At 55.0% G+C, this 23,246-nt stretch carries 23 protein-coding genes; 18 read left to right on the top strand and 5 right to left on the bottom strand.

All coding sequences use genetic code 11. The features are described 5' to 3' along the window. Positions 1 to 177: 177 nt before the first annotated feature. The 9 genes from ACVBEJ_RS06320 to ACVBEJ_RS06280 all read left to right on the top strand — a co-directional run bounded on the left by ACVBEJ_RS06320 (position 178) and on the right by ACVBEJ_RS06280 (position 8,026). Positions 178 to 1,527, top strand: a complete 1,350-nt coding sequence (locus tag ACVBEJ_RS06320; RefSeq protein ID WP_447128765.1) for a Na(+)-translocating NADH-quinone reductase subunit A — start codon at positions 178 to 180, stop codon at positions 1,525 to 1,527. A gap of 5 nt (positions 1,528 to 1,532) precedes the next feature. Then, entirely contained in the window at positions 1,533 to 2,753 is a 1,221-nt protein-coding gene (locus ACVBEJ_RS06315) for an NADH:ubiquinone reductase (Na(+)-transporting) subunit B (RefSeq protein ID WP_447128764.1), read from the top strand. Beyond that, entirely contained in the window at positions 2,746 to 3,513 is a 768-nt protein-coding gene (locus ACVBEJ_RS06310; protein ID WP_447128763.1) for a Na(+)-translocating NADH-quinone reductase subunit C, read from the top strand. Before ACVBEJ_RS06315 ends, ACVBEJ_RS06310 begins: the two co-directional genes overlap by 8 nt. A gap of 3 nt (positions 3,514 to 3,516) precedes the next feature. Further along, positions 3,517 to 4,182 (top strand): NADH:ubiquinone reductase (Na(+)-transporting) subunit D, encoded by a 666-nt coding sequence (locus ACVBEJ_RS06305; protein ID WP_447128762.1) that lies wholly within the window; start codon positions 3,517 to 3,519, stop codon positions 4,180 to 4,182. Next, the gene (gene nqrE / locus ACVBEJ_RS06300; RefSeq protein ID WP_447128761.1) at positions 4,182 to 4,799 is read left to right on the top strand and encodes an NADH:ubiquinone reductase (Na(+)-transporting) subunit E; all 618 of its coding nucleotides are present in this window, start codon (positions 4,182 to 4,184) and stop codon (positions 4,797 to 4,799) included. The genes ACVBEJ_RS06305 and nqrE overlap by 1 nt, the downstream gene beginning before the upstream one ends. An 18-nt stretch (positions 4,800 to 4,817) precedes the next feature. Beyond that, positions 4,818 to 6,044: an NADH:ubiquinone reductase (Na(+)-transporting) subunit F gene (gene nqrF, locus ACVBEJ_RS06295; protein WP_447128760.1), complete on the top strand. Its 1,227-nt coding sequence runs from the start codon at positions 4,818 to 4,820 to the stop codon at positions 6,042 to 6,044. 238 nt (positions 6,045 to 6,282) lie between these two features. Then, complete coding sequence (locus tag ACVBEJ_RS06290; protein ID WP_447128759.1) at positions 6,283 to 7,191, top strand: FAD:protein FMN transferase; 909 nt, start codon at positions 6,283 to 6,285, stop codon at positions 7,189 to 7,191. 98 nt (positions 7,192 to 7,289) lie between these two features. Next, on the top strand, positions 7,290 to 7,535 hold the full coding sequence (gene nqrM, locus ACVBEJ_RS06285) for a (Na+)-NQR maturation NqrM (protein ID WP_447128758.1): 246 nt from the start codon (positions 7,290 to 7,292) through the stop codon (positions 7,533 to 7,535). A gap of 284 nt (positions 7,536 to 7,819) precedes the next feature. Next, complete coding sequence (locus ACVBEJ_RS06280; protein WP_289151186.1) at positions 7,820 to 8,026, top strand: cold-shock protein; 207 nt, start codon at positions 7,820 to 7,822, stop codon at positions 8,024 to 8,026. A 100-nt stretch (positions 8,027 to 8,126) separates the two neighbouring features. Here the strand turns inward: ACVBEJ_RS06280 and ACVBEJ_RS06275 are convergent, their stop codons facing one another. Beyond that, positions 8,127 to 8,453 carry a hypothetical protein gene (locus ACVBEJ_RS06275; RefSeq protein ID WP_447128757.1) on the bottom strand — a complete coding sequence of 109 codons (327 nt, stop codon included), beginning with the start codon at positions 8,451 to 8,453 and terminating at the stop codon, positions 8,127 to 8,129. Between the two features lie 157 nt (positions 8,454 to 8,610). Here ACVBEJ_RS06275 and ACVBEJ_RS06270 point away from each other — a divergent pair, with 157 nt between their 5' ends. The 3 genes from ACVBEJ_RS06270 to ACVBEJ_RS06260 all read left to right on the top strand — a co-directional run bounded on the left by ACVBEJ_RS06270 (position 8,611) and on the right by ACVBEJ_RS06260 (position 11,914). After that, positions 8,611 to 9,867 carry a lipoprotein-releasing ABC transporter permease subunit gene (locus ACVBEJ_RS06270; protein ID WP_447128756.1) on the top strand — a complete coding sequence of 419 codons (1,257 nt, stop codon included), beginning with the start codon at positions 8,611 to 8,613 and terminating at the stop codon, positions 9,865 to 9,867. A gap of 135 nt (positions 9,868 to 10,002) precedes the next feature. Then, positions 10,003 to 10,695, top strand: coding sequence for a lipoprotein-releasing ABC transporter ATP-binding protein LolD (gene lolD, locus ACVBEJ_RS06265; protein WP_447128755.1), 693 nt, complete (start codon positions 10,003 to 10,005; stop codon positions 10,693 to 10,695). After that, positions 10,688 to 11,914 carry an FtsX-like permease family protein gene (locus ACVBEJ_RS06260; RefSeq protein WP_447128754.1) on the top strand — a complete coding sequence of 409 codons (1,227 nt, stop codon included), beginning with the start codon at positions 10,688 to 10,690 and terminating at the stop codon, positions 11,912 to 11,914. The genes lolD and ACVBEJ_RS06260 overlap by 8 nt, the downstream gene beginning before the upstream one ends. A 57-nt stretch (positions 11,915 to 11,971) precedes the next feature. Here the strand turns inward: ACVBEJ_RS06260 and ACVBEJ_RS06255 are convergent, their stop codons facing one another. After that, positions 11,972 to 12,496, bottom strand: coding sequence for a DUF2062 domain-containing protein (locus tag ACVBEJ_RS06255; RefSeq protein WP_447128753.1), 525 nt, complete (start codon positions 12,494 to 12,496; stop codon positions 11,972 to 11,974). 218 nt (positions 12,497 to 12,714) lie between these two features. Between ACVBEJ_RS06255 and ACVBEJ_RS06250 the strand changes: the two genes are divergently transcribed. The 6 genes from ACVBEJ_RS06250 (at position 12,715) to ACVBEJ_RS06225 (ending at position 20,582) form a co-directional block, all read left to right on the top strand. Continuing rightward, positions 12,715 to 13,389, top strand: a complete 675-nt coding sequence (locus ACVBEJ_RS06250; RefSeq protein ID WP_447128752.1) for a GntR family transcriptional regulator — start codon at positions 12,715 to 12,717, stop codon at positions 13,387 to 13,389. Between the two features lie 107 nt (positions 13,390 to 13,496). After that, positions 13,497 to 14,387, top strand: coding sequence for a methylisocitrate lyase (gene prpB, locus ACVBEJ_RS06245; protein WP_447128751.1), 891 nt, complete (start codon positions 13,497 to 13,499; stop codon positions 14,385 to 14,387). A 125-nt stretch (positions 14,388 to 14,512) separates the two neighbouring features. After that, on the top strand, positions 14,513 to 15,634 hold the full coding sequence (gene prpC / locus ACVBEJ_RS06240) for a bifunctional 2-methylcitrate synthase/citrate synthase (protein ID WP_447128750.1): 1,122 nt from the start codon (positions 14,513 to 14,515) through the stop codon (positions 15,632 to 15,634). A 114-nt stretch (positions 15,635 to 15,748) separates the two neighbouring features. Continuing rightward, a complete protein-coding gene (acnD, locus tag ACVBEJ_RS06235; RefSeq protein ID WP_447128749.1) occupies positions 15,749 to 18,340 on the top strand; it encodes a Fe/S-dependent 2-methylisocitrate dehydratase AcnD in 2,592 nt (863 codons plus the stop codon). Between the two features lie 100 nt (positions 18,341 to 18,440). Beyond that, positions 18,441 to 19,625 carry a 2-methylaconitate cis-trans isomerase PrpF gene (gene prpF / locus ACVBEJ_RS06230; RefSeq protein ID WP_447128748.1) on the top strand — a complete coding sequence of 395 codons (1,185 nt, stop codon included), beginning with the start codon at positions 18,441 to 18,443 and terminating at the stop codon, positions 19,623 to 19,625. Positions 19,626 to 19,712: 87 nt separating this feature from the next. Beyond that, positions 19,713 to 20,582, top strand: a complete 870-nt coding sequence (locus ACVBEJ_RS06225; protein ID WP_447128747.1) for a DMT family transporter — start codon at positions 19,713 to 19,715, stop codon at positions 20,580 to 20,582. A gap of 123 nt (positions 20,583 to 20,705) precedes the next feature. Here the strand turns inward: ACVBEJ_RS06225 and ACVBEJ_RS06220 are convergent, their stop codons facing one another. Genes ACVBEJ_RS06220 through ylqF form a run of 3 tightly spaced genes read right to left on the bottom strand, consistent with a single transcriptional unit; the run spans position 20,706 to position 23,166 of the window. Next, a complete protein-coding gene (locus ACVBEJ_RS06220) occupies positions 20,706 to 21,560 on the bottom strand; it encodes a CvfB family protein (RefSeq protein WP_447128746.1) in 855 nt (284 codons plus the stop codon). Continuing rightward, positions 21,557 to 22,228, bottom strand: coding sequence for a hypothetical protein (locus ACVBEJ_RS06215; protein WP_447128745.1), 672 nt, complete (start codon positions 22,226 to 22,228; stop codon positions 21,557 to 21,559). Before ACVBEJ_RS06215 ends, ACVBEJ_RS06220 begins: the two co-directional genes overlap by 4 nt. Continuing rightward, entirely contained in the window at positions 22,225 to 23,166 is a 942-nt protein-coding gene (gene ylqF / locus ACVBEJ_RS06210; protein WP_447128744.1) for a ribosome biogenesis GTPase YlqF, read from the bottom strand. The genes ACVBEJ_RS06215 and ylqF overlap by 4 nt, the downstream gene beginning before the upstream one ends. Between the last annotated feature and the right edge of the window lie 80 nt (positions 23,167 to 23,246).

The following is a 23,246-nucleotide window of genomic DNA, read 5'->3' as shown; positions in this document are numbered from 1 at the left end:
CCAAAGTGCGTCTGGTAATCAAAGCTGCCTGCCATTATAATTCCGCGCCGTTTGGTCTGTGATTGTCAGGCTGCGGAAATACCTAAAATACAAGTAATTTTTACGCTTGCGGGGCTTTAGTCAGCTGCCGGGGCGTTTTTACCGTCTTCTTTATACTTGCGTGAGTAGGCACCACCTATGAATAAAATCCGTCGCGGATTGGACTTACCTATTTCGGGTGCGCCCGAACAGGTGATTCAGGATGGTCCCGCTGCAGGCTCTGTCGCCGTTATTGGCTTTGATTACCATGGTATGAAACCCACCATGGCGGTCAAAGTGGGGGACAAGGTCAAGCTGGGCCAGGTTCTTTTTACCGACAAGAAAACAGCCGGGGTGAAGTACACCGCACCGGCTACCGGTACGGTCAGCGCCATCAACCGCGGTGAACGCCGTGTGTTGCAGTCGGTCGTCATTGATGTGGAAGGCAGTGGGGAAATCAGCTTTCAGCAATACGACACCGCCGAGCTGGGTTCTCTGGAACGGGAAAAAGTAGTAGAAAATTTGGTGGAAGCCGGCCAGTGGCAGGCTCTGCGCACCCGCCCTTATTCCAAAGTGCCGGCCCTGGACGCGGTGCCCAGCTCTATCTTTGTAACCGCCATCGATACCAACCCGCTGGCGGCGGATCCGGCGGTGATTATTGCCGATCGCAGTGAGGATTTTGTCAACGGCCTCAAGGTATTGACCAACCTCAGCGGTGGCAAGGTACACCTGTGTACCGCCGGTGGTGCGGACGTGCCCGGTGCTGACGTCCCCGGTGTGGAAGCGCACCAGTTTGGCGGCCCGCACCCCGCTGGCCTGGCCGGTACTCACATTCACTTTGTCGACCCGGTGGGCGCCGACCACAACAAATTTGTCTGGACCATTGGTTATCAGGATGTAATCGCCTACGGTGCGCTGTTTGCCACTGGCCGTATCGACACCCGCCGTGTGGTGGCGGTTGCTGGCCCGCAGGTAAACAACCCCGGACTGGTGCGCACCCGCTTGGGCGCCAATACGGATGAGCTGGTGGCGGGCAGTGCCAAAGACGGCGACAACCGGGTAATCTCCGGTTCGGTGCTGTCTGGTCGCAAGGCGTCCGGTGCCTTTACTTACCTGGGCCGCTATCACACTCAGGTATCGGTGATCGAGGAGGGGGCCATCCGCGAGGTGGTTCGCTATCTGTCCCCGGGTGTCAACCGTCACTCCGCCATGCCCATTTACCTGTCCAGCCTCAGCAAGGGCAAAAAGCTCAATTTCACCGCCAATGTGAACGGCAGTGAGCGCGCCATGGTGCCACTGGGCCAATACGAAACCGTGATGCCGCTGGATATTCTGCCCACTCAACTGCTGCGTGCGCTGATTGTTGGTGACACGGATATGGCGCAAAAGCTGGGTTGTCTGGAACTGGACGAAGAGGATTTGGCGCTGTGCACCTATGTGTGTGTGGGCAAGTACGAATACGGCCCCATTTTGCGCAACAACTTAACCCGCATTGAGAAGGAGGGCTGATCGCGATGAGTCTTCGTAGTTATCTCGAAAAGATCGAGCCCAACTTTCACAAGGGCGGCAAGCACGAAAAGTGGTTTGCCCTGTACGAAGCGGTAGACACCATTTGCTTCTCCCCCAAGGCAACCACCAAGAACGCCTCCCATGTGCGCGACGGGGTTGACCTGAAACGGGTGATGATCACCGTGTGGCTGGCCACATTCCCGGCCATGTTCTACGGCATGTACAACGTGGGCCACCAGGCCAACCTGTGGTTGTCGACCCTGGCGGACCCGGCGGCGGTTGAAGGCTGGCGTATAGCCGCCACTGCTGCACTGGCGGGTTTCAGTCCAAACAGTATTTACGACTGTATGGTCCACGGTGCCATGTACTTCCTGCCTATTTACGCGGTTGCCTTTATCGTCGGTGGCTTCTGGGAAGTGTTGTTTGCCATGAAGCGCGGCCACGAAGTGAACGAAGGTTTCTTTGTCACCTCCATACTGTTCGCCCTGTCTTGCCCGCCAGACCTGCCCCTGTGGATGGCCGCCATTGGTATTACCTTTGGTGTGGTGATCGGCAAAGAGGTATTTGGCGGCACCGGCAAAAACTTCCTCAACCCGGCGCTGACCGGCCGTGCCTTCCTGTTCTTTGCATACCCGGCATCCATGTCCGGCGATGCGGTATGGGCCACCGGCGCAGCCACCATGGTAGACGGCTTTACCGGCGCCACTGCACTGTCGGTTGCCTACAGCGACGGCATGGCGGTACTGGAACAGCAAATCAGCTGGCTGGATGCGTTCTACGGCAATATTCAGGGTTCCATTGGTGAAACCTCTACCCTTGCCATCTTTATTGGCGGTGCTATTTTGCTGCTGATGAAGATCGCTTCCTGGCGCATTATGCTGGGTGTGATGCTGGGCATGATTGGTTTGTCGACGCTGCTGAATACGGTGGCTGGCGACAGCTCCAACCCGATGATGCATATGCCCTGGTACTGGCATATGGTGGTGGGCGGCTTTGCCTTCGGCATGGTGTTTATGGCCACCGACCCGGTGTCTGCGTCCATGACCGATACCGGCAAAGTGTACTTCGGTATTCTGATCGGTGTGATGGTGGTACTGATCCGTGTACTCAACCCCGCATTCCCCGAGGGCATGATGCTGGCGATCCTGTTTGCCAACCTGTTCGCGCCCCTGATCGACCACTTTGTGGTGGAAAGCAACATCAAACGGAGGCTGGCACGTGGCTAAAGATACGGTAAAACATACGATATTGGTTGCTCTGGTACTGTGCCTGGTGTGCTCCGTGGTGGTATCCGGTGCAGCGGTTGGCCTGCGGGATATGCAGCAAACCAACAAAGAGCTGGACAAAAAAGGCAACATCCTCAAAGCCGCTGGCTTGTATCAGGAGGGGGTTTCCATCGATGAACAGTTTCAGAGCGTCACCGCCAGAGTGGTTGACCTCGGCACTGGCAAGTACACCGACGCGGTAGATGTCGCCAGCTACGATCAGCGCAAGGCGGCGAAAGATCCGGCGCTGTCCGACAAGCTCTCTGGCGAGCAGGACATCGCCAAAATTGGCCGCAAAGAGAAATACGCCACCGTCTACATGGTGGAGGGCGAAAACGGCATTGAGAAACTGATCCTGCCGGTGAAGGGCTACGCTCTGTGGTCCACCCTGTACGGTTTTGTGGCTCTGGAGGCCGACTTCAACACCGTTGCCGGCCTTGGCTTTTACGAGCACAAGGAAACTCCGGGGCTGGGTGGCGAAATCGACAACCCCAACTGGAAAGCTCTGTGGGTAGGCAAAAAAGTCTACGACGGTGACCGTGCGGCCATTTCCGTGGTCAAGGGCGCTGTGGACAGCAGCAAGCCGGATGCGATTTACCAGGTTGACGGCCTGTCTGGTGCGACTTTGACCAGTAAAGGTGTTCACAACCTGATGCAATTCTGGATGGGCGACAGCGGTTTTGCGTCCTTCCTGGCAAACCTGAAAGCAGGGGAGGCATAAATCATGTCGAGCAAAACGAAAGACACGCTGTTTGATCCAGTCTTTAAAAACAACCCCATTGCCCTGCAGATTCTCGGCATTTGTTCTGCCCTGGCGGTTACCTCCAGCCTGAGTGTTTCCCTGGTCATGTGCCTGGCGCTGACCGCGGTAACGGCGTTTGCCAACCTGTTTGTTTCCCTGGTGCGCCACCACATTCCCGGCAACATCCGCATTATTGTGCAGATGACCATTATCGCCTCGCTGGTGATTGTGGTGGATCAGTTGCTGCAGGCGTTCAGCTACGAAATCAGTAAAACCCTGTCGGTGTTTGTGGGCCTGATTATCACTAACTGCATTGTGATGGGCCGCGCCGAAGCCTTCGCCATGAAGAACCCGCCGCTGCCCAGCTTTATCGACGGCATCGGCAACGGCCTGGGTTACAGCTTTATTCTGATCGCCCTGGCGGTGGTTCGCGAACTGCTGGGTGCGGGCAAACTGTTGGGCTACGAGATTCTGCCCCTGGTAACTGACGGCGGCTGGTACGTACCCAACGGCATGATGCTGCTGCCACCTATTGCCTTCTTCCTGATTGGCCTGATTATCTGGGCTATTCGCGAGAAGCACAAAGATCAGGTGGAGGAGCCGGAATTCAAGATGGCACCCAACTCAGCACCGGCGGAGGTGGCGTAATGGAACATTATTTGAGTTTATTCGTGCGCTCCGTGTTTATCGAAAACATGGCGCTGGCGTTCTTCCTGGGAATGTGTACCTTCCTGGCGATCTCCAAAAAGGTGCAGGCAGCACTGGGACTGGGTATTGCGGTGATTGTGGTGCTCACCATTACCGTGCCGGTGAACTACCTGATCTATTCCGGTTTGCTGGCCGAAGGTGCACTGGCCTGGACCGGTATACCCGGTGCCGAAGCCATTGACCTGAGCTTTCTGGGGCTGTTGTCCTACATCGGCGTGATTGCCGCCATCGTGCAGATTATGGAAATGGTGCTGGATAAGTACATGCCCGCGCTGTACAACGCCCTGGGTGTATTCCTGCCGCTGATTACCGTGAACTGCGCCATTATGGGGGCCTCACTGTTTATGGTTGAGCGGGATTATGACTTTGGCGAAAGCGTGGTGTTTGGCCTGGGTTCCGGTGTTGGCTGGGCGCTGGCCATTGTCGCTCTGGCGGGTATCCGCGAAAAGATGAAATACAGTGATGTACCGGAAGGTCTGCGCGGCCTGGGTATTACCTTTATCACCGTTGGCTTGATGTCGTTGGGCTTTATGTCCTTCGGCGGCATCGACCTGTAAGCGCCAGGAGTAGAATAGATGGAAAATATGACTATCGTTATCGGCGTTGCCATGTTCACGATCATCGTGCTGGCGCTGGTGGCCTTTATTCTCAGCGCTCGCTCCAAGCTGGTTTCCAGTGGTGATGTGGCCATTGATATTAACGGCGAGAAAACCATTCATGTGCCCGCTGGCGACAAGCTGCTGCAAACCTTGGCAGAGGCGGGTTTGTTCCTGCCCTCGGCCTGCGGCGGCGGCGGTAGCTGCGCCCAGTGTCGCTGTGTGGTGGAATCCGGTGGCGGCTCCATTCTGCCCACCGAGGAATCCGCCTTTACCAAGCGCGAAGCCAATGAAGGTTGGCGTTTGTCCTGCCAGGTTCCCGTCAAGCAGGACATGAAAATCGAAGTGCCGGAAGAAGTGTTTGGCGTCAAGCAGTGGGAATGCACGGTGGAATCCAACCCCAACGTGGCCACCTTTATCAAAGAGCTGACCCTGAAACTGCCGGAAGGGGAGAATGTAGACTTCCGCGCCGGTGGTTACGTACAGCTGGAATGCCCACCACACCACGTCAAATATTCCAACTTTGACATCGAAGAAGAATACCGTGATGACTGGGAGCGCTTTGGCTTCTTCGACCTGGAATCCAAGGTGGATGACACCGTAATTCGCGCCTACTCCATGGCCAATTACCCGGAAGAAAAAGGTGTGGTGAAGTTCAATATCCGCATTGCCACACCGCCTCCCGGTTCCAAGGGCATTCCCTGTGGGCAAATGTCTTCCTACGTGTTTAACCTGAAGCCCGGCGACAAGGTGAAGGTATACGGCCCGTTCGGTGAGTTTTTTGCCAAAGACACCGACAACGAGATGGTGTTTATTGGCGGTGGTGCTGGTATGGCCCCCATGCGCTCGCATATCTTCGACCAACTCAAGCGCATCAAATCCAAGCGCAAGATGAGCTTTTGGTACGGTGCCCGTTCACTGCGCGAGTGCTTTTACGACGATGAGTACGACATGCTGGCCGCTGAGAACGACAACTTTCAGTGGCACCTGGCCCTGTCGGACCCGCAGCCGGAAGACAACTGGGACGGGCTCACCGGTTTTATCCACAATGTCTTGTACGAACAGTATCTGAAGGACCATGAAGCGCCGGAAGACTGCGAATACTACATGTGTGGCCCGCCCATGATGAACGCCGCTGTGATCAAAATGCTCGAGGATATGGGTGTGGAAAGTGACCATATCTTCCTGGATGACTTTGGGGGGTAACAGAGGTCGGATGACAGAAGTCAGAAGACAGACGAAAACAGGGCCATTGGCCCTGTTTTTTTGGTTGAAGGTCGGTGTTGGGCGTTGGACGTTGGACGTTGGACGACAGCTCCGAAGCCAGTTCGTCGAACGTCCAACGTCGAACGTCAAACGGATTGCTTCGCTTGTGCTGCTTACAGCGCTAACAGCGTGCCAACCCACCCCCCAGGCAAAAGCTCACAAATTTGCCGGTGCCACCATGGGCACTGTTTACAATGTGACGGTGATTGCCCCAAGCGTGCCCTCGGATTTGCCACAGCAGATTGAGGATGTGCTGGATCGGGTCAATGATTTGATGAGCACCTACAAATCGGATTCACAGCTGAGTCAGTTCAATCAATTGCCGGTGGGCAAAACCATGGTGTTGGCGCCGGAGTTGATGGAGGTGCTTGCCATCAGCAAGGGCATATATCGCGACAGTGAAGGTGCATTTGAGCCCACGGTTGGCCCGTTGGTGGATTTGTGGGGGTTTGGGCCAGAATTTACAGGCGACAACGTGCCCGGCGCTGCAGATATTGAGCGGCAGCAGCAGCGAATTGGGTTTGACAAATTGATACTGGAAGGCCTCAAAGCCCACAAAACCGCTGATATCCGTATTGACCTGTCGGCAGTGGCCAAGGGCTACGGGGTGGATTTGGTGAGTGAATTGCTGGCCTCTTATGGGCTGACCAACTATCTGGTGGAAGTGGGCGGTGAAATGCGCCTCAGTGGTGTCAAGGACAACGGCACATCCTGGCGTATTGGCATCGAAAAGCCCACCACTGGTCCCCGGGCCATTCGCATTGGAGTGGACGTTACCGATGCGGCGGTGGCTACCTCCGGTGACTACCGCAATTATTTTGAGCGCAACGGGGTGCGCTATTCCCACACCATTGACCCGCAAACCGGTTATCCGGTGACTCATAAACTGGCGTCGGTGACGGTAATCGCCGATAATTGCGCCCGCGCTGATGCCCTGGCTACCGCTTTTATGGTGATGGGCGAAGACCGTGCCCTGGCGCTGGCGGAGCAGCTGCAACTGCCGGTGTATCTGCTGGTCAAACAGGGGCAGGGCTTCGAAGCCCGTTATAGCCGTTATTTTGAACACTATATCAACCCGTCATCCTGAGTGCAGTGAAGGATCCCGGTGTACTAACCTCTGAGTACCCAACCTCTGAGATCCTTCCTCGCGTTGCTTCTCAGGATGACACAATTTAAGAAACACACATGCTGACATTTGTACTCGCCATCGGGCTTGTTGTATTGCTGATCACCGGTATGGCCATCGGTGTAATTATGGGCCGCAAACCCCTGGCGGGTTCCTGCGGTGGAGTGGGCGCGGCCCTGGGCGAGAAAGATTACAGCTGTGACCTGTGCGGCGGCGACCCCAACAAGTGCGAATCCATTCAGGCGCAAGACGCTGGAAATAGCGATTTGGCCTACGATGCCACGAAAAAGCACCCGTCATCCTGAGCGCAGCGAAGGATCTTGTTGTGAAACTCAGCAGAGGGGTCCTTTGCTGCGCTCAGGGTGACAGAGTCAGCGAGATAACTCGTTTACTCTGTCAATTGTCACAAGATCGTCATTGACCCCCATCGCCGGATGGCTATAATCCGGGCTGGGATTCAGTTTTTACCTTGGTACGTTAAAGGTCGTGTACTTTCTGCAAAGATACACATTCGTTAAGCTCCATAGGCAACACCTGTTTTCCATTCCACGCCGGAAGGCAGTAATGTGTAATTTTGAAGGAAAGACCCATGTCTCAAACCACTGGTAAAGTAAAATGGTTCAACGAATCCAAAGGTTTTGGTTTTATTGAGCAAGAATCTGGCCCCGATGTATTTGTACACTTCAGTGCAATTCAGGGCGACGGCTTTAAAACCCTGGCCGAAGGCCAAGCGGTTAGCTTTAACGTTGTTCAGGGTCAAAAAGGCCCACAAGCAGAGAACGTAAATCCTGAGTAAGGTTTTCATTCCTGCATAGTTAGCTGCACAGCTAATTTAGCGAAAAGCATAAAAAACGGGCACTCGATTGAGCGCCCGTTTTTTTTGCCCCTAAAACGGCTTATTGAACCGGTTTGGCGCTGCCTTTAAGTACCGCATGCAATACCCGGTCGTATTCAAAATACACCACGTAATCGCTGTACTCCCAGGATGAAATGGGCGGATCGCCCACAGGACCGTTTTGTTTATCCGGGTTACCGTACTTGTCTTGCACCTGTTGCTTGGTTTCGCCGTTGCGGGGTTTTTCCATGCCCTGCTTGTCAGCGGCCTGCTTGCCAACTGGAACTCGCAGTTCGTCAGCACTTGCAGTGGCACTGAACATTGCGCCTGCGGCGATCAGGGCGAGGGCAGTTGTTGTGGCTTTTATTGCTTTTATTGTCATAGGCATCGTATTGTCCACCATCGTTGGTTCCTTTAACCCCCATAGTAGGTATTCGGCGTTAAAGTGCAAGTGGTTGCGGCAATAAAGCGCACCAGATCACAGTTGTGCTGGCACCGTTATTTCGCTTTAATCCCGGCACTTTCCTCAAAAATTACCCAATCCTATGACTGCAAACCTGCCTCTGTTTATCGGCCTGCGTTATATCCGCAGCAAGCGCCGCACGGGTTTTGTCTCGTTTGTGTCCGGGTTTTCCTTTGGTGCCATGGCGCTGGGGGTGATGGCGCTGATTATTGTACTCTCGGTGATGAACGGCCTGGCGGGGCAAATATACAGTCGTGTGCTTAATGTTGTGCCCCATATGGTGTTGCAGGGCAGTGATGGCGGCAGTGCTTCGCTGGCAGGTATAGAGCAACAGGGTAAACAATTACTGGCAGATGATGCGGTGCAGGCGGTGGCTCCGTTTGTGCAAGGCTACGCCATGTTGCGCCTGCAAAACCGCACTGAAGGGGTGCAGGTGCAGGGCATAAACCCTGAGCAGGAGCGCACTGTCAGCCAGATTGACGACAATATGCTGTTGGGGGATTTTGCACTGCTGGCTCCCGGTGAATTCGGCGCTATTATCGGTGCCCAGACTGCTCGCACGTTGGGGGCTGTAGTGGGGGACCGTATTCGCATGACGCTGCCGGTGGTGTCTGCCACACCCATGGGGGTCTTCGCCCGTGAAAAGAACATCACGGTTATCGGGGTGTTTGAGGTGGGGGCTCAGGTTGACAGTGGACTGCTGTTTTTGCACCTGGCGGATGCCCAGCGCCTGTATCGCCGTGGCGACAAGGTGGATGGTTTGCGGGTTCGCCTGGTTGAGCCCATGGCCGCCACAGGTGTCGCGCAACGCCTGGGTGTTGATTTGCCAGAGCAGTACAAGTTGATTGACTGGCAGGAGCAGTTGGGCAGTTTGTCCGCCGCTATTCGTATGGAAAAGGTGGTGGTGGGGCTGCTGCTGGCTATCGTGATCGCGGTGGCGGCTTTCAATATTGTCGCCAATCTGGTGATGATGGTATCGGACAAGCGCAAGGACATCGCAGTGTTGCGTTCTATGGGCACTTCCGCCGGGCAGGTGGTGGGCATTTTTATGGTTCAGGGCACCATGACCGGCTTGTTGGGGATTGTTCTTGGGGCCACCGTTGGTTGTCTGTTGGGAGCAGCGGTGGGGGATGTGGTGGCCTGGTTTGAGCAGTTGCTTGGGGCTACGGTATTTGACCCGGATGTGTATTACACCACCACGCTGCCTTCCATATTGTTGCCTCAGGATGTGCTGGCCGTGTGCGGTGGTGCGGTGTTGATGAGTCTGTTGGCAACGGTGTATCCCGCTTGGCAGGCGTCCCGTATCCAGCCGGCGGAAGCCTTGAGGTACGATCATTAGGCACAACTGCGGTTTGGGTGTTTGTGACACGCCGTGGATCCGTCCCTGGAGGCTCGTTGACAGCGTCCCTGCTGTCAACGGTCACAAACACCCAAACCGCAATTGTGCTTTAACCTTCAGTGGAATAATCAGGAAATGAATAAATCAACTGTGCTGCAATGTTGTGCTCTGACGAAAACCTATAAGCAGGGGCCAGAGACAATTGAGGTGCTTAGCGGTTTGGAATTGAGCGTGGCAAAAGGGGAGTCCATCGCCATTATCGGCGCATCCGGTTCTGGCAAAACCACGCTGCTGAACCTGATGGGCGGGCTGGATGATCCCAGCCAGGGTTCCGTCGCTATTGCCGGCAAGGAAATCGGCCCCTGTTCGGAAAACGAGCGTGCCCGGTGGCGCAATCGTCACCTGGGGTTTGTTTACCAGTTTCACCATCTGTTGCCGGAATTTACCGCGCTGGAAAATGTGTTTATGCCGTTGCTGATTGGCAAAACGCCGGTTGCGCAAGCTCGCCAGCGTGCGGCAGAGATATTGTCCCAGGTTGGGCTCGGTGAGCGGCTTACTCACAAGCCCGCAGAGCTGTCTGGCGGTGAGCGTCAGCGGGTGGCTATTGCCCGGGCATTGGTATCCGGGCCCGGCTGTGTGTTGATGGACGAGCCCACCGGCAATCTGGATTCTGAAACCGCACAATCCATTTTGGAGTTGTTACTGCGCCTTAATCGGGAGCGGCAAACCAGTTTTGTGATTGTGACTCACGACCGCCAGGTGGCGGCGCAAATGGGGCGTACCCTGAAGTTGGATCGCGGGCAGCTGCTGGACGTCGACGGTGTTTAAATCCATTCCGCTTTTCGTCGGCCTGCGTTATTTCTTTGCCAGTTCCGGCAATAAACTGGTGTCGTTTATTTCCGGTCTGGCGGTGACTGGCCTGGTGTGCGGGGTGGCGCTGTTGATTGTGGTGCTGGCGGTCATGAACGGTTTTGACCGGGAGCTGCGCACCAAAATTCTCGATCTTGTGACGCATATTCAGGTGTACGAGCACGGCGGTATTGACGACTGGCAGCTACTGGCGGGTAAGGTTGCTGAGCGGCCGGGGATTCTTTCGGTGACGCCGTTTACCGACGTTACCGGCATGCTCAGCCATCGCGGTCGGGTTCAACCGGTGGTGCTTCATGGTGAGCGGTTTGGCAATGGCAACCCGGCACTGCAGTCTCAACTCGATCTGGGCGCTGCCGATGGTGTGGAGAAGCCACTCTACATCAGCGAAAAAATGGCTCGACAGTTGCGGGTTGCGATTGGTGAGCGGCTGCGTATGGTGGTGCCTGCAGCTACTGATTACAGCGGCGCTGGACGCGCTTCCCGCATTGTGGTGTTCACCCTGGTGGGGTTGTTCAATACCGGTACCGAGCTGGATCAGCAACTGGCGTTTACCCGCCTGTCGTTGGCCAGTGAGCTGGCCGGGCAGGGTGACAGGCCTCAAGCACTGCAGGTGCAAGTGCAGGATATTTTTTCCGCCAGTCAGCAGGGTTATCTGTTGCAGCGAGATATTCCCGGTGTGTATGTACGCAGCTGGACCAGTCGCTACGGCAATCTGTATCAGGCCATTCAGGGCTCTCGCAACCTGGTGCTGATTCTGATTTTTCTGATTGTCGCCATCGCAGCCTTCAACGTGGTGTCCATGCTGGTGATGGCGGTGTCCGACAAACGCCCGGCCATCGCCATTCTCAAAACCCTGGGGTGCAGCAGCCGCGACATACTGGGGATTTTCTTCGTCAAAGGCACATTGATCGGGCTGATGGGCTGCGCCATTGGTGCCAGCCTGGGTGTTCTGATCGCCAGTTATGTGGGTCAATGGGCCAAATGGCTGGAGCAGCAGCTTGGGGTTACCCTGCTAAATACCGAAGTTTATCCAGTGGATGTTCTGCCATCGCACCTGATGTGGGGGGATGTGACGGTCGTTGTGGCGGTGGCATTTACCCTGAATATGCTGGCCACCCTGCACCCGGCATGGCGGGCGGGGAAAGTGAGACCGGCGGATGAATTAAGACACGAGTAAACAGGTAACAGGACGCGCTTTGCGCTAAAGGCCACAGGAAATTCATTAGTGTGCCTGTCACCTGTCACCTGTCACCTTTCTCTTCCTTTTCTCCCAGTTATACACCACATGCCAGCGCCACAGCAGGCGAATCGCCCAGTAGCTCAGCACACTGAAAAACACCCCGCAGCTCAAGCTGCCAATCAGCAGCGGCTTCCAGATTTTTGCCCCTTCGGTTTTTAGCCATTCCCAATCTACTTCGATGGTTAGCTCAATGGGTTCGATGCCCAGAATCAGTGTGCCCACCAGATAAGTGCCGTAAAACATGGGCGGGATGGTAATGGGGTTGGTAATCCATACCAGACCAACAGAAATAGGCAGGTTGCAGCGCAGCCACAAGGCCAGCAATGCGGCCACCAGCATCTGAAAGGGAATGGGGATAAACGCCATAAAAATACCCACCAGAAAGGCAAGGGAAACCGAGTGGCGGGTGAGATGAAACAGGTTGGGGTCTTCCAGCAAAGGGCCTAGCCAGCGCAGCCCCCGTTGGCGGGTGACTTTCTCGGGATCGGGCATCCAGCGGCGTATCAGTTTTCTTGGCATAGGGGGTGAGACTGTGTTTTTTTGAGTAAATTCCTGTCGATCCCGCAGTCATTATGACCCTAATATCCAGGCAAAGGAACTCCCGATTGGGCTCTCGATTGGTGTTTGTGGGAATTTCAGTCAGCATTAGACATATGTCGACAATATCTCTTAAAAAATTGATTATTTGTATTGCAAAGCGTAATATCCGCTCAAATTGTCAGACAATCTGAATTGCTATGCACTTAGTTACCTCCCAGGGTTCGCCTCAGTCAACGGTCGATCAGGTCTACACCACACTGGTGGCGCAAATCATTACCGGCGCCATTCCCAGTGGCTCAAAAATCAGCGAGCCGGAGCTGTCCCGCAATTATCAGGTAAGCCGTTCTTCCATTCGCGAGGCCATCAGCCGCCTCGAAGCAGCCCGCCTGGTGACTCGCCGTATCAACGTGGGTGCGCGGGTGGCCACACTGAGTGTTGAAGAACTCTGGGAGCTGTACGAAATTCGCGAATCATTAGAGGGGCTGGCCTGCCGTCTGGCGGCTCGCAATATGGACAAAGAAGAAGTGGCCGCCTTGCAACAACTGGTGGACAGCAGCTGCCAACAGGCCAGCAATACCAATCAGGAACGCTACCGCAATGGCGACCTGGACTTCCACTATCAGGTGATACACGGCAGCAAAAACAGCAATTTGATCCAGCTGCTGTGCGACGAGCTGTACCCCAAAGTCAGCATGTACCGCTACCAGTTTTCCATGGGTACGCCGCGAGTCAAAGCGGGCTTTAACGAACACCGTTTTATCGCCGACGCCATTGCCGATGGCGACGGCGAAATGGCAGAGATGTTGATGCGTCGCCATATTCGCACGTCAAGGCGTCATGTTGAAATGCAATTGAGCAAGTTGTCATCTTGACTGTTTATTTACGTCATCCTGAGCGCAGCGAAGGATCTCACAGCCAATACAGCAATGAGATTCTTCGCTGCGCTCAGAATAACAGGCACTAGCACTGAGGAAATTAAATGACCAACTCTACAACACCCGGCGCCCGGTTTCGTCAGGCGATTATCGATAACAAACCCCTGCAGGTGGTGGGCACCATCAACGCCTACTGCGCAATGATGGCCGAGCGGGTAGGGCACCAGGCCATTTATCTGTCTGGTGGTGGCGTTGCCAATGCGTCCTACGGCTTGCCCGACCTGGGTATGACCAGTCTTAATGATGTGCTGGCAGATGTGCGCCGCATTACCGCTGCCACTGAATTGCCACTGTTGGTGGATATCGATACCGGCTGGGGCGGGGCATTCAATATCGCCAAAAGCATTAAAGACATGGAAAAGGCAGGTGCGGCGGCGGTGCATATTGAAGACCAGGTGGCGCAAAAGCGCTGTGGCCATCGCCCCAATAAAGAAGTGGTGTCTAGCGAGGAAATGTGCGACCGGGTAAAGGCTGCCGTAGATGCCCGCAGCGACCACAGCTTTTTTGTTATGGCGCGCACCGATGCCTTTGCCCAGTGTGGTTTGCAGGAGGCCATTGAACGGGCCCAGGCATTTGTGGAAGCCGGTGCCGATGGCATTTTTGCCGAAGCCGTTACAGAGCTGCAACACTACCGCGCCTTCCGCGAAGCACTGGACGTGCCTATCCTTGCCAATATCACCGAGTTTGGTCAGACGCCGCTGTACAACAAACAGGAGCTGGTGGATAACGGTGCCGACCTGGTGTTGTACCCGCTCAGTGCCTTCCGAGCCATGAACAAGGCCGCCGTCAATGTGTATCAACACCTGCTGCAAGACGGCGACCAGAAGGCGGTGGTGGACAGCATGCAAACCCGCATGGAGTTGTACGACTTTTTGAATTACCACGACTACGAACAAAAGCTGGATAGTCTGTTTGCGGAAGGGAAAAACAAGTAACGATATTTTACTCCCGTCATTGCGAGCGTAGCGAAGCAATCTCGGCCCGGTTACGTTGATATCAGGAGATTGCCACGGCCTTTGGCCTCGCGATGGCGAATATTCTTAATTAAGAGGTTTTTAGAATGAAAAAAGAACTCAGTGGTGCTGGCCTGCGGGGTCAGGTGGCGGGTAAAACTGCATTGTGTACTTGCGGTGTGGAAGGTTCTGGCCTGACCTACCGCGGCTATGATATTGAAGACCTGGCGGCCAACTGTGAATTTGAAGAAGTCGCCCATTTGATTCTTAAAGGCGAGCTGCCCAACAGCCAGCAACTGGCGGACTACAAAGCCAAACTGAAAGCCCTGCGCGGCTTGCCCCAACCGGTAAAAGATGTGCTGGAACGCATTCCCGCCGATGCCCACCCCATGGACGTGATGCGCACCGGTTGTTCCATGCTGGGCAACCTGGAAACGGAAAACGACTTTTCCGAACAAGATGAAAAAACCGACCGCCTGCTGGCTGCTTTCCCCAGTATTATCTGCTACTGGTACCGCTACAGCCACGACAACGTACGTATTGAAACAGAAACTGCTGACGATTCCATCGGCGGCCACTTTCTCACTATGTTGCACGGTAAAGCGCCCCGCGACCTGCATGTAAAAGTGATGCACGCTTCGCTGATTCTGTACGCCGAACACGAATTTAATGCCTCGACTTTTAACGCCCGGGTAACCGCATCCACTCTTTCCGACCTGCATTCTTGCATTACCGGAGCTATCGGCACACTGCGCGGCCCGCTGCACGGCGGTGCCAACGAAGCGGCCATGGCTATGATCGAAAACTGGAAAAGTGCCGACGAAGCGGAGCAAGAAATTCTCGGCATGCTGGAACGCAAGGAAAAAATCATGGGCTTCGGTCACGCGGTATATCGCGAAAGCGATCCGCGTAATGCCATTATCAAAGGTTGGTCAAAACTGCTTTCCGACGATGTGGGCGATGAGCATTTGTACGCCGTTTCCGAACGCGTCGAAGCAGTAATGAAACGGGAAAAAGGTTTGTTCTGTAACGCCGATTTCTTCCACGCCTCTGCTTACAGCTTTATGGGCATACCCACAAAACTGTTTACGCCCATTTTTGTTATGAGCCGCGTCACCGGCTGGGCCGCTCACGTATTTGAACAGCGCGCCGACAACCGCATTATTCGCCCGTCTGCGGAATATACCGGGCCAGAAAACCGCACTGTATCGCCCATAACTGAAAGGTAATTTCCATACACCCGTCATTGCGAGGAGCGCAGCGACGCGGCAATCTTCTAAAGCCGAAGTGCCTGGCTGGAGATCGCCGCGCTACGCTCGCGATGACGAACAGCGAGCCAAGTTATGAACACTCAATATCGCAAGCCACTACCCAACACCGAGCTGGATTTTTTCGACACCCGCGCAGCGGTGGAAGCCATTCAGCCTGGTGCCTACGATAAACTGCCATATACCTCCCGCGTATTGGCGGAAAATCTGGTGCGCCGTTGCGACCCGCACAGATTAACCGATTCGTTAAAACAAATTATTCAGCGCAAGCGAGAGCTGGATTTCCCTTGGTTTCCGGCGCGGGTGGTGTGCCACGATATTCTCGGCCAGACCGCACTGGTGGACCTTGCCGGTTTGCGTGACGCCATTGCTGACAAAGGTGGCGACCCGTCGCAAATAAACCCGGTGGTGCCCACTCAGTTAATTGTGGATCACTCCCTGGCAGTGGAGCACGCCGGTTTTGAAGAAGACGCTTTTGAAAAAAATCGCGCCATCGAAGACCGCCGCAACGACGACCGTTTCCACTTTATCAACTGGACCAAAACCGCCTTCGACAATGTGGATGTGATTCCCCCAGGCAACGGCATCATGCACCAGATCAACCTGGAAAAAATGTCGCCGGTGGTGCAGGTGCGCGATGGCGTGGCCTTCCCGGACACCTGCGTGGGTACCGACAGCCACACGCCTATGGTGGATGCTCTGGGAGTGATTTCTGTGGGTGTTGGTGGCCTGGAAGCGGAAAGCGTGATGCTGGGCCGGGCCTCCTGGATGCGTTTGCCGGATATTGTCGGTGTGAAATTAACCGGCGAATTACAGCCGGGTATTCTCGGTACCGACCTGGTACTGGCGCTGACGGAATTTTTGCGCCGCGAACGGGTTGTGGGGGCCTACCTGGAATTTTATGGCGAGGGTGCCTCCAGGCTCAGCCTGGGCGACCGCGCCACCATCGCCAACATGACCCCGGAATTTGGCGCTACCGCTGGCCTGTTTTTTATCGACGGGCAAACCATTGATTACCTGAAAATGACAGGCCGCGACGACGAGCAGGTGGCCCTGGTAGAACAGTACGCCAAGCACACTGGTTTGTGGGCAGACGACCTGAAGAACGCTCAATACGAACGCGTATTAACCTTTGATTTATCCACTGTTGGTCGCAACCTGGCCGGGCCATCCAACCCGCACGCCTTGTTGCCTGCGGCACAACTGGCGGAGCGGGGTGTTGCCGCCGAGTACACCGAGACCGAAGGCGAAATGCCAGACGGCGCAGTTATTATTGCCGCCATCACCAGTTGCACCAACACCAGTAACCCGCGCAATATTATCGCCGCCGGATTGCTGGCGCGAAATGCCAATCGCCTGGGTTTAACCCGCAAACCCTGGGTAAAAAGCTCTCTGGCACCCGGCTCCAAAACCGTAAAAATGTACCTGGAAGAAGCGGACCTTTTGCCAGAATTGGAACAACTGGGCTTTGGTGTGGTGGCCTTTGCCTGCACCACCTGCAACGGCATGAGCGGTGCCCTGGACCCGGTCATTCAGCAGGAAATTGTCGATCGCGACCTGTACGCAACGGCGGTGCTGTCCGGCAACCGCAATTTTGATGGCCGTATTCACCCCTACGCCAAGCAAGCGTTTTTGGCATCGCCGCCGCTGGTGGTGGCCTACGCACTGGCGGGCTCTATTCGTTTTGATATTGAAAAAGATGTGCTCGGCCACGACCAGAATGGCAAGCCCATTACCTTGAAAGATATTTGGCCAAGCGATGAAGACATCGACGCCATTGTGAAAAAGGCAGTAAAACCGCAGCAATTCCGCGATGTGTATATTCCAATGTTTGACTTGGAAAAGGATGGGGTGGAAAAAAGTGACCCCCTGTACAACTGGCGTCCACAAAGTACCTATATCCGCCGCCCGCCGTACTGGGAAGGCGCACTGGCTGGCGAGCGCAGTTTGAGTGGCTTGCGCCCACTGGCAGTGCTGGGCGATAACATCACCACCGACCACCTGTCGCCCTCCAACGCGATTATGGCCAGCAGCGCTGCCGGCGAATACCTGGCGAAAATGGGCCTGCCGGAAGAAGACTTTAATTCCTACGCCACCCACCGGGGTGACCACCTCACCGCTCAGCGTGCCACCTTTGCCAATCCGAAACTGTTCAACGAAATGGTGCAGGAAAATGGCGAAGTGGTGCAGGGCTCCCTGGCCCGTATCGAACCGGACGGCAAAGTCACCCGCATGTGGGAAGCCATCGAAACCTATATGCAGCGCAAACAGCCGCTGATTATCGTTGCCGGTGCGGATTATGGACAAGGCTCCTCCCGGGACTGGGCCGCCAAAGGCGTACGTCTGGCCGGGGTGGAAGTGATCGTGGCGGAAGGCTTTGAACGCATACACCGCACCAACCTGATTGGCATGGGTGTATTGCCACTGGAGTTTCAGCCCGGCGTTACTCGCCACACCCTGAGTATCGACGGCACTGAAATTTACGATGTGCAGGGAAAACCAGCTCCAAGGACGACTCTGACATTGGTGATTACTCGCAGTAATGGTGACAGGGAAGAAGTGCCCGTTATCTGCCGTTTGGACACTGCCGAAGAGGTGTCGATTTACCAAGCCGGTGGTGTATTGCAACGTTTTGCGCAGGATTTTCTTGCCGCTCCCTCAGAATGATACGACCCGTAGGGTGGATTAGCGTCAGCGTAATCCACCAGAAAGAGCGGCGGATTACGCTGACGCTAATCCGCCCTACAAAATAGTGCGAGACAATGTAATGAACCACGCCCCCCAAATTCGCATCCCCGCCACCTATATGCGCGGTGGCACCAGCAAAGGCGTTTTTTTTAGCCTTGAAGATTTGCCGGAATCCGCTCAGGTTCCCGGCGCAGCTCGCGATCAGTTACTGCAACGTGTGATTGGCAGCCCGGACCCTTACGGTAAGCAGACTGATGGTATGGGCGGCGCAACGTCCAGTACCAGCAAAACCGTAATCGTTTCCAAAAGCAGCCAGCCCGGTCACGATCTGGACTACCTGTTTGGCCAAGTGTCCATCGACAAACCCTTCGTGGATTGGAGTGGCAACTGCGGCAACCTGTCGTCGGCGGTGGGGCCGTTTGCCATACACAGCGGTTTGTTAAGTGCGGATCGTATTCCCGAAAATGGTGTAGCGGTAGTGCGTATCTGGCAGGCCAATATCGGCAAAACCATTGTTGCCCATGTGCCGATCACCAACGCTCAGGTACAGGAAACCGGCGATTTTGAGTTGGACGGTGTAACTTTCCCCGCCGCTGAAATTGAGCTGGAATTTATGAACCCGGCAGACGCTGAAGGCTCCATGTTCCCCACCGGCAATCTGGTTGATTGCATCGAAGTGCCAGAAAATATTGTGGCCAGTGGCTCCATTCAAGCCACCTTGATCAACGCGGGTATTCCCACTATTTTTGTCAATGCCGCTGACCTTGGCTACACCGGAACTGAGCTACAAGACAGTATCAATAGCGACGAAGCTGTACTGGAACGACTGGAAACGTTGCGCGCATACGGTGCTGTTAATATGGGCCTGATAGCTTCCATAGATGAGGCTGCGCAGCGCCAGCATACACCCAAACTTGCCTTTGTCGCCCCCGCGCAAAATTACACTGCTTCCAGCGGCAAGAGCATCACCGCCGAGAGCATCGATTTGAATGTGCGCGCACTGTCCATGGGCAAACTCCACCACGCCATGATGGGCACCGCTGCGGTTGCCATTGGCACCGCCGCGGCGATTCCCGGTACTTTGGTCAATCAGGTTGCCGGGGGTGGTGAACGTCATTCGGTTACCTTTGGGCACCCATCCGGCACTTTAAAAGTGGGGGCAGAAGCGGTAGAGCAGGGTGACCAATGGAGTGTGACAAAAGCCATTATGAGTCGCAGTGCGAGAATTCTGATGGAAGGGTGCGTGCGGGTGCCAGCTTTGTGATGTCGATGATCTGCCTGAGTGGATGTATTTGAAGGCAGAACCGTTTTGCCTTGACCCCGGCGAAATACTCACTCAATAATCACCTCTATGAAAATCCTTGTTTGCACTGTGCTGGCACTGCTGGCGTTTGCCGGTAACTCGATTTTGTGCCGTCTTGCACTGGCAGAAGGGGTTATTGATGCAGGCAGCTTTACGGCCATTCGGTTGCTGTCAGGTGCGATTACCTTATTGCTGCTGGTGTCTGTTCTTGTTCGAGACAAAACCGAACAGACCCGCAGTAACTGGAAAGGCGCTCTATACCTTTTTGTTTACGCAGCGGCATTTTCCTATGCCTATATTTCGTTGCCTACGGGTATTGGGGCGTTGCTGTTGTTCGGTACTGTGCAAATTACCATTATTGTTGCCGGGCTTTGGTCGGGCAATAAACTGACTATTGCCGAATGGGTTGGCGCATTGGTCGCTTTTTCAGGGTTTGTTTATCTGGTGTTGCCAACCTCTTATAGCGCACCTGCTTTTGCAGGCAGTGCGTTGATGTGCCTGGCCGGTATCGCCTGGGGGCTGTACACCCTTGCTGGCAAAGGGGCGCAAAATCCCTTGTTGGACACCGCACGCTATTTTTTGCATACCATGCCAATGGTTGCAGTTTTGCTGGCCATTGTATTTCCGTTTGCCCAGTTGTCGTCACGGGGGGTTATGTTGGCGATTGTTTCCGGTGCGCTCACCTCTGGTGTGGGTTACGCCATCTGGTACGTGGCTTTAAAGGGCATTACGTCTGTGCAGGCGGCAGTGGTGCAGTTATTGGTGCCGGTGATTGCCGCTGTTGGTGGTGTGGTGTTTGCAGGGGAGGGAATTACCTTGCGATTGCTGCTGGCGTCAGTGCTGATCTTGGGTGGGGTGTTGGTGGTAATTTGGGGGAAGGTTGGATTTCGTCATTCCCGCGCAGGCGGGAATCTATAGCTTTTGTATCCTGGTTCTTTCCTTCGTGCGCGGTGGCGGTCTGAACAGGGTTGTTTGTAGGGTCAGCGCAGCGTAATCCACCAACTATTTCGGACATGGTGGATTACGCTGCGCTAATCCACCCTACAAGGTTAAGCGAATTTCTTCGTTATCAATCTCAATCAGCCGTTGTTTGTACAGCCCACCCAGCGCTTTCTTGTAACTTCCTTTACTCACTTTAAACTGCGCATAAATCGCTTCCGGCAGACTTTTATCAGTCAGGTAAGAAACCCCACCCTGCTCCTTTAGATAATCCAGGATTTGCTGTTGCAACTGATCCCGGCTGGCTTTGTTGTGTTTTTGCAGGCATAGGTTAATGCGGCCGTCGTCACGAATATCTTTGATAAATCCGTCAATTTTTTTACCGATTTGTATGCCTTGCAGGGCTTCGCTTTTGTGCAGCAGACCCAGGTGAGTGCCGTCAATGACGGCCTTGTAGCCCATGTCGGTGCGGCCGCTTATCAGCAGTTTTACCGGCAACCCAGGGCTGAAATTGCCATCAGCGGTTTCTGGCAAGAAGCGGTTGAGCCTGGTGCTGCCGGCAATGCGTTGGCTGGCGTTGTCTACATAGGCGAATACGGTGTAACTGTAACCTTCGCGCATGGGTTTGCTTTGTTCGCCAAAGGGCACCAACAGGTCTTTGGCCAGCCCCCAATCCATAAAGGCGCCGATTTTGTTTACCTCCACACATGTCAAATGCGCGCAGCGGCCTACCTGAATGCGTGGGCGCTGGGTGGTGGCGATGGGTTGGTCGTCGCTGTCCAGGTAGACGAACACTTTTACCAGGTTGCCGGGTTTGCAGTTTTCCGGCAGCCATTTGTTGGGCAGCAGAATTTCCCCCAGTTCACCGCCATCGAGATAGACGCCAAAATCCAGCTGTTTGACGACTCGCAGCTGGTTGGTTTTGCCGAGAATGTCGGCACTGTGTTGATTGCTCATTGAGGTTGCTCAGGCGGTTGCTGCACCAATGGCTGATGCAGCAGGTGAAAGTGCTTTGGGGCGATGTACTGCAGGGTTTCCTTGCCCTTGGGGTTGAGGGCGATATCCAGCCCTTTTTGCGGGTAGAGGAAGTGCTGGCTGTCGCCGACTTTTATAATTTCTGTGGCTTTGCCGAAGCGACCTTCGATAATTTCCGCATCCAGGTTAATAGTGGGAATAAAGCTCAGGGTCTTTACCGCCAGTTTTTGACTGCTGTCCAGTTGCGACAGTTCGATATCGAAACGCCGGGAGCCGGTGCCCAGGTATTCGCCGCCCGCGGATTGTTCTGCCAGTTGCGCGGCCACGTGGGGTGATGCATTGGAGGCCACCACCAGTTTGCCGGTAAAAGCGCCGCTGCGGAAGCGGCTGTAGTACATTTCCAGACTGGCTACATCGTCGTTGCCAATCAGTATGGCCACCTCCCGGTCCCAGCCCAGAATGTGAGCGGCCTCTATAAAAGCGGTTTCACCCAGTTGAATGCCGAATACGGAACTGCTGCCGTCTTCGTGTACTGTGATATCCCAGGGTGGGGTAATGGGGTTGCCATTGTCAGTGGTTTGAGGTTTGAACAGAAAAAATGCCCCCACCACCAGGGCGGCGGTAAGGATAATGATTGTTAGCGATTTCATTCAGCGTTCCCTCTGTGTCGTTGTTTACGGGCGTCCTGTCTGGCGGCTTTTTTTGCGCGGATAATATCCAGTTGTGCCAGCTCTTGTTCCATTTCCTGTGGGGTTTCCAGGGTCAGCGGGCCGATGGTGCCGGCGCGCAGCTCAGTCAACAGTATTTTCGCTACTTTATCCAGGTCTACCCGGCCACCGCTGCCCAGGCAGCCGCGCCTTGCGCCTACCAGTTCCAGCAATTCCAGTGCCGGGCTGGGGCTGTGCGGGTCCGGCAATCGGGCAATGTTGTAGCGCTCGGCTACTTGCCCGGGGTAGTTGGCCAGTAAAAAGTCAGCGGCAAAAAACGCCACGTCGTCGTGGTCGATGGCGGTATCTTTAATCGCCCCGGTCACCGCCAAACGATAGCCGGTATTGCGGTTTTCCAGATTGGCCCAGAGTACGCCGGGGGTGTCGTGCAACACAATGCCGTTGCGCAGGTTAATGCGCTGTTGGCCTTTGGTGACAGCCGGCTCGTTGCCGGTTTTAGCGATGGTGCGCCCGGCCAGCAGGTTGATCAGGGTGGATTTGCCCACGTTGGGAATGCCCATGATCATGGCGTTAATGCTTTTCGCGCCCTGGTCTTTGTGGGGCAGCATTTTGCGGCACAGGTCGGTGATTTGCAGCGCCCGGTTGGGGTCTTCAGTGGTGATGGCCAGGGTTTTCACCCCTTGCTCCCGCTCCAGGTATTGCTGCCAAATGGCGGTGCGCCGGGGGTCTGCCAGGTCGCTTTTGCTCAGCACTTTGATGCAGGGCTTGTCGCCGCGAATACTGCGAATCATGGGGTTTTCGCTGCTGAACGGAATGCGCGCGTCCAGCACTTCGATAATAAGGTCCACCTCCGGCAAGAGCTTTTTCATCTCTTTGCTGGCTTTGTGCATATGGCCGGGGTACCACTGGATTTGTTGCATGGCAGGGTATTGTCATAAATGGACAGGCATTCTAACAAACATGCCGACAAATTTTGCTATAGTCGCCGCCCGAAAATAAC

This window comes from Porticoccus sp. GXU_MW_L64 (assembly GCF_052983295.1).
The sequence above is the reverse complement of the archived record's forward strand: the minus strand, read 5'-3'. Positions and strand labels throughout refer to the sequence as shown.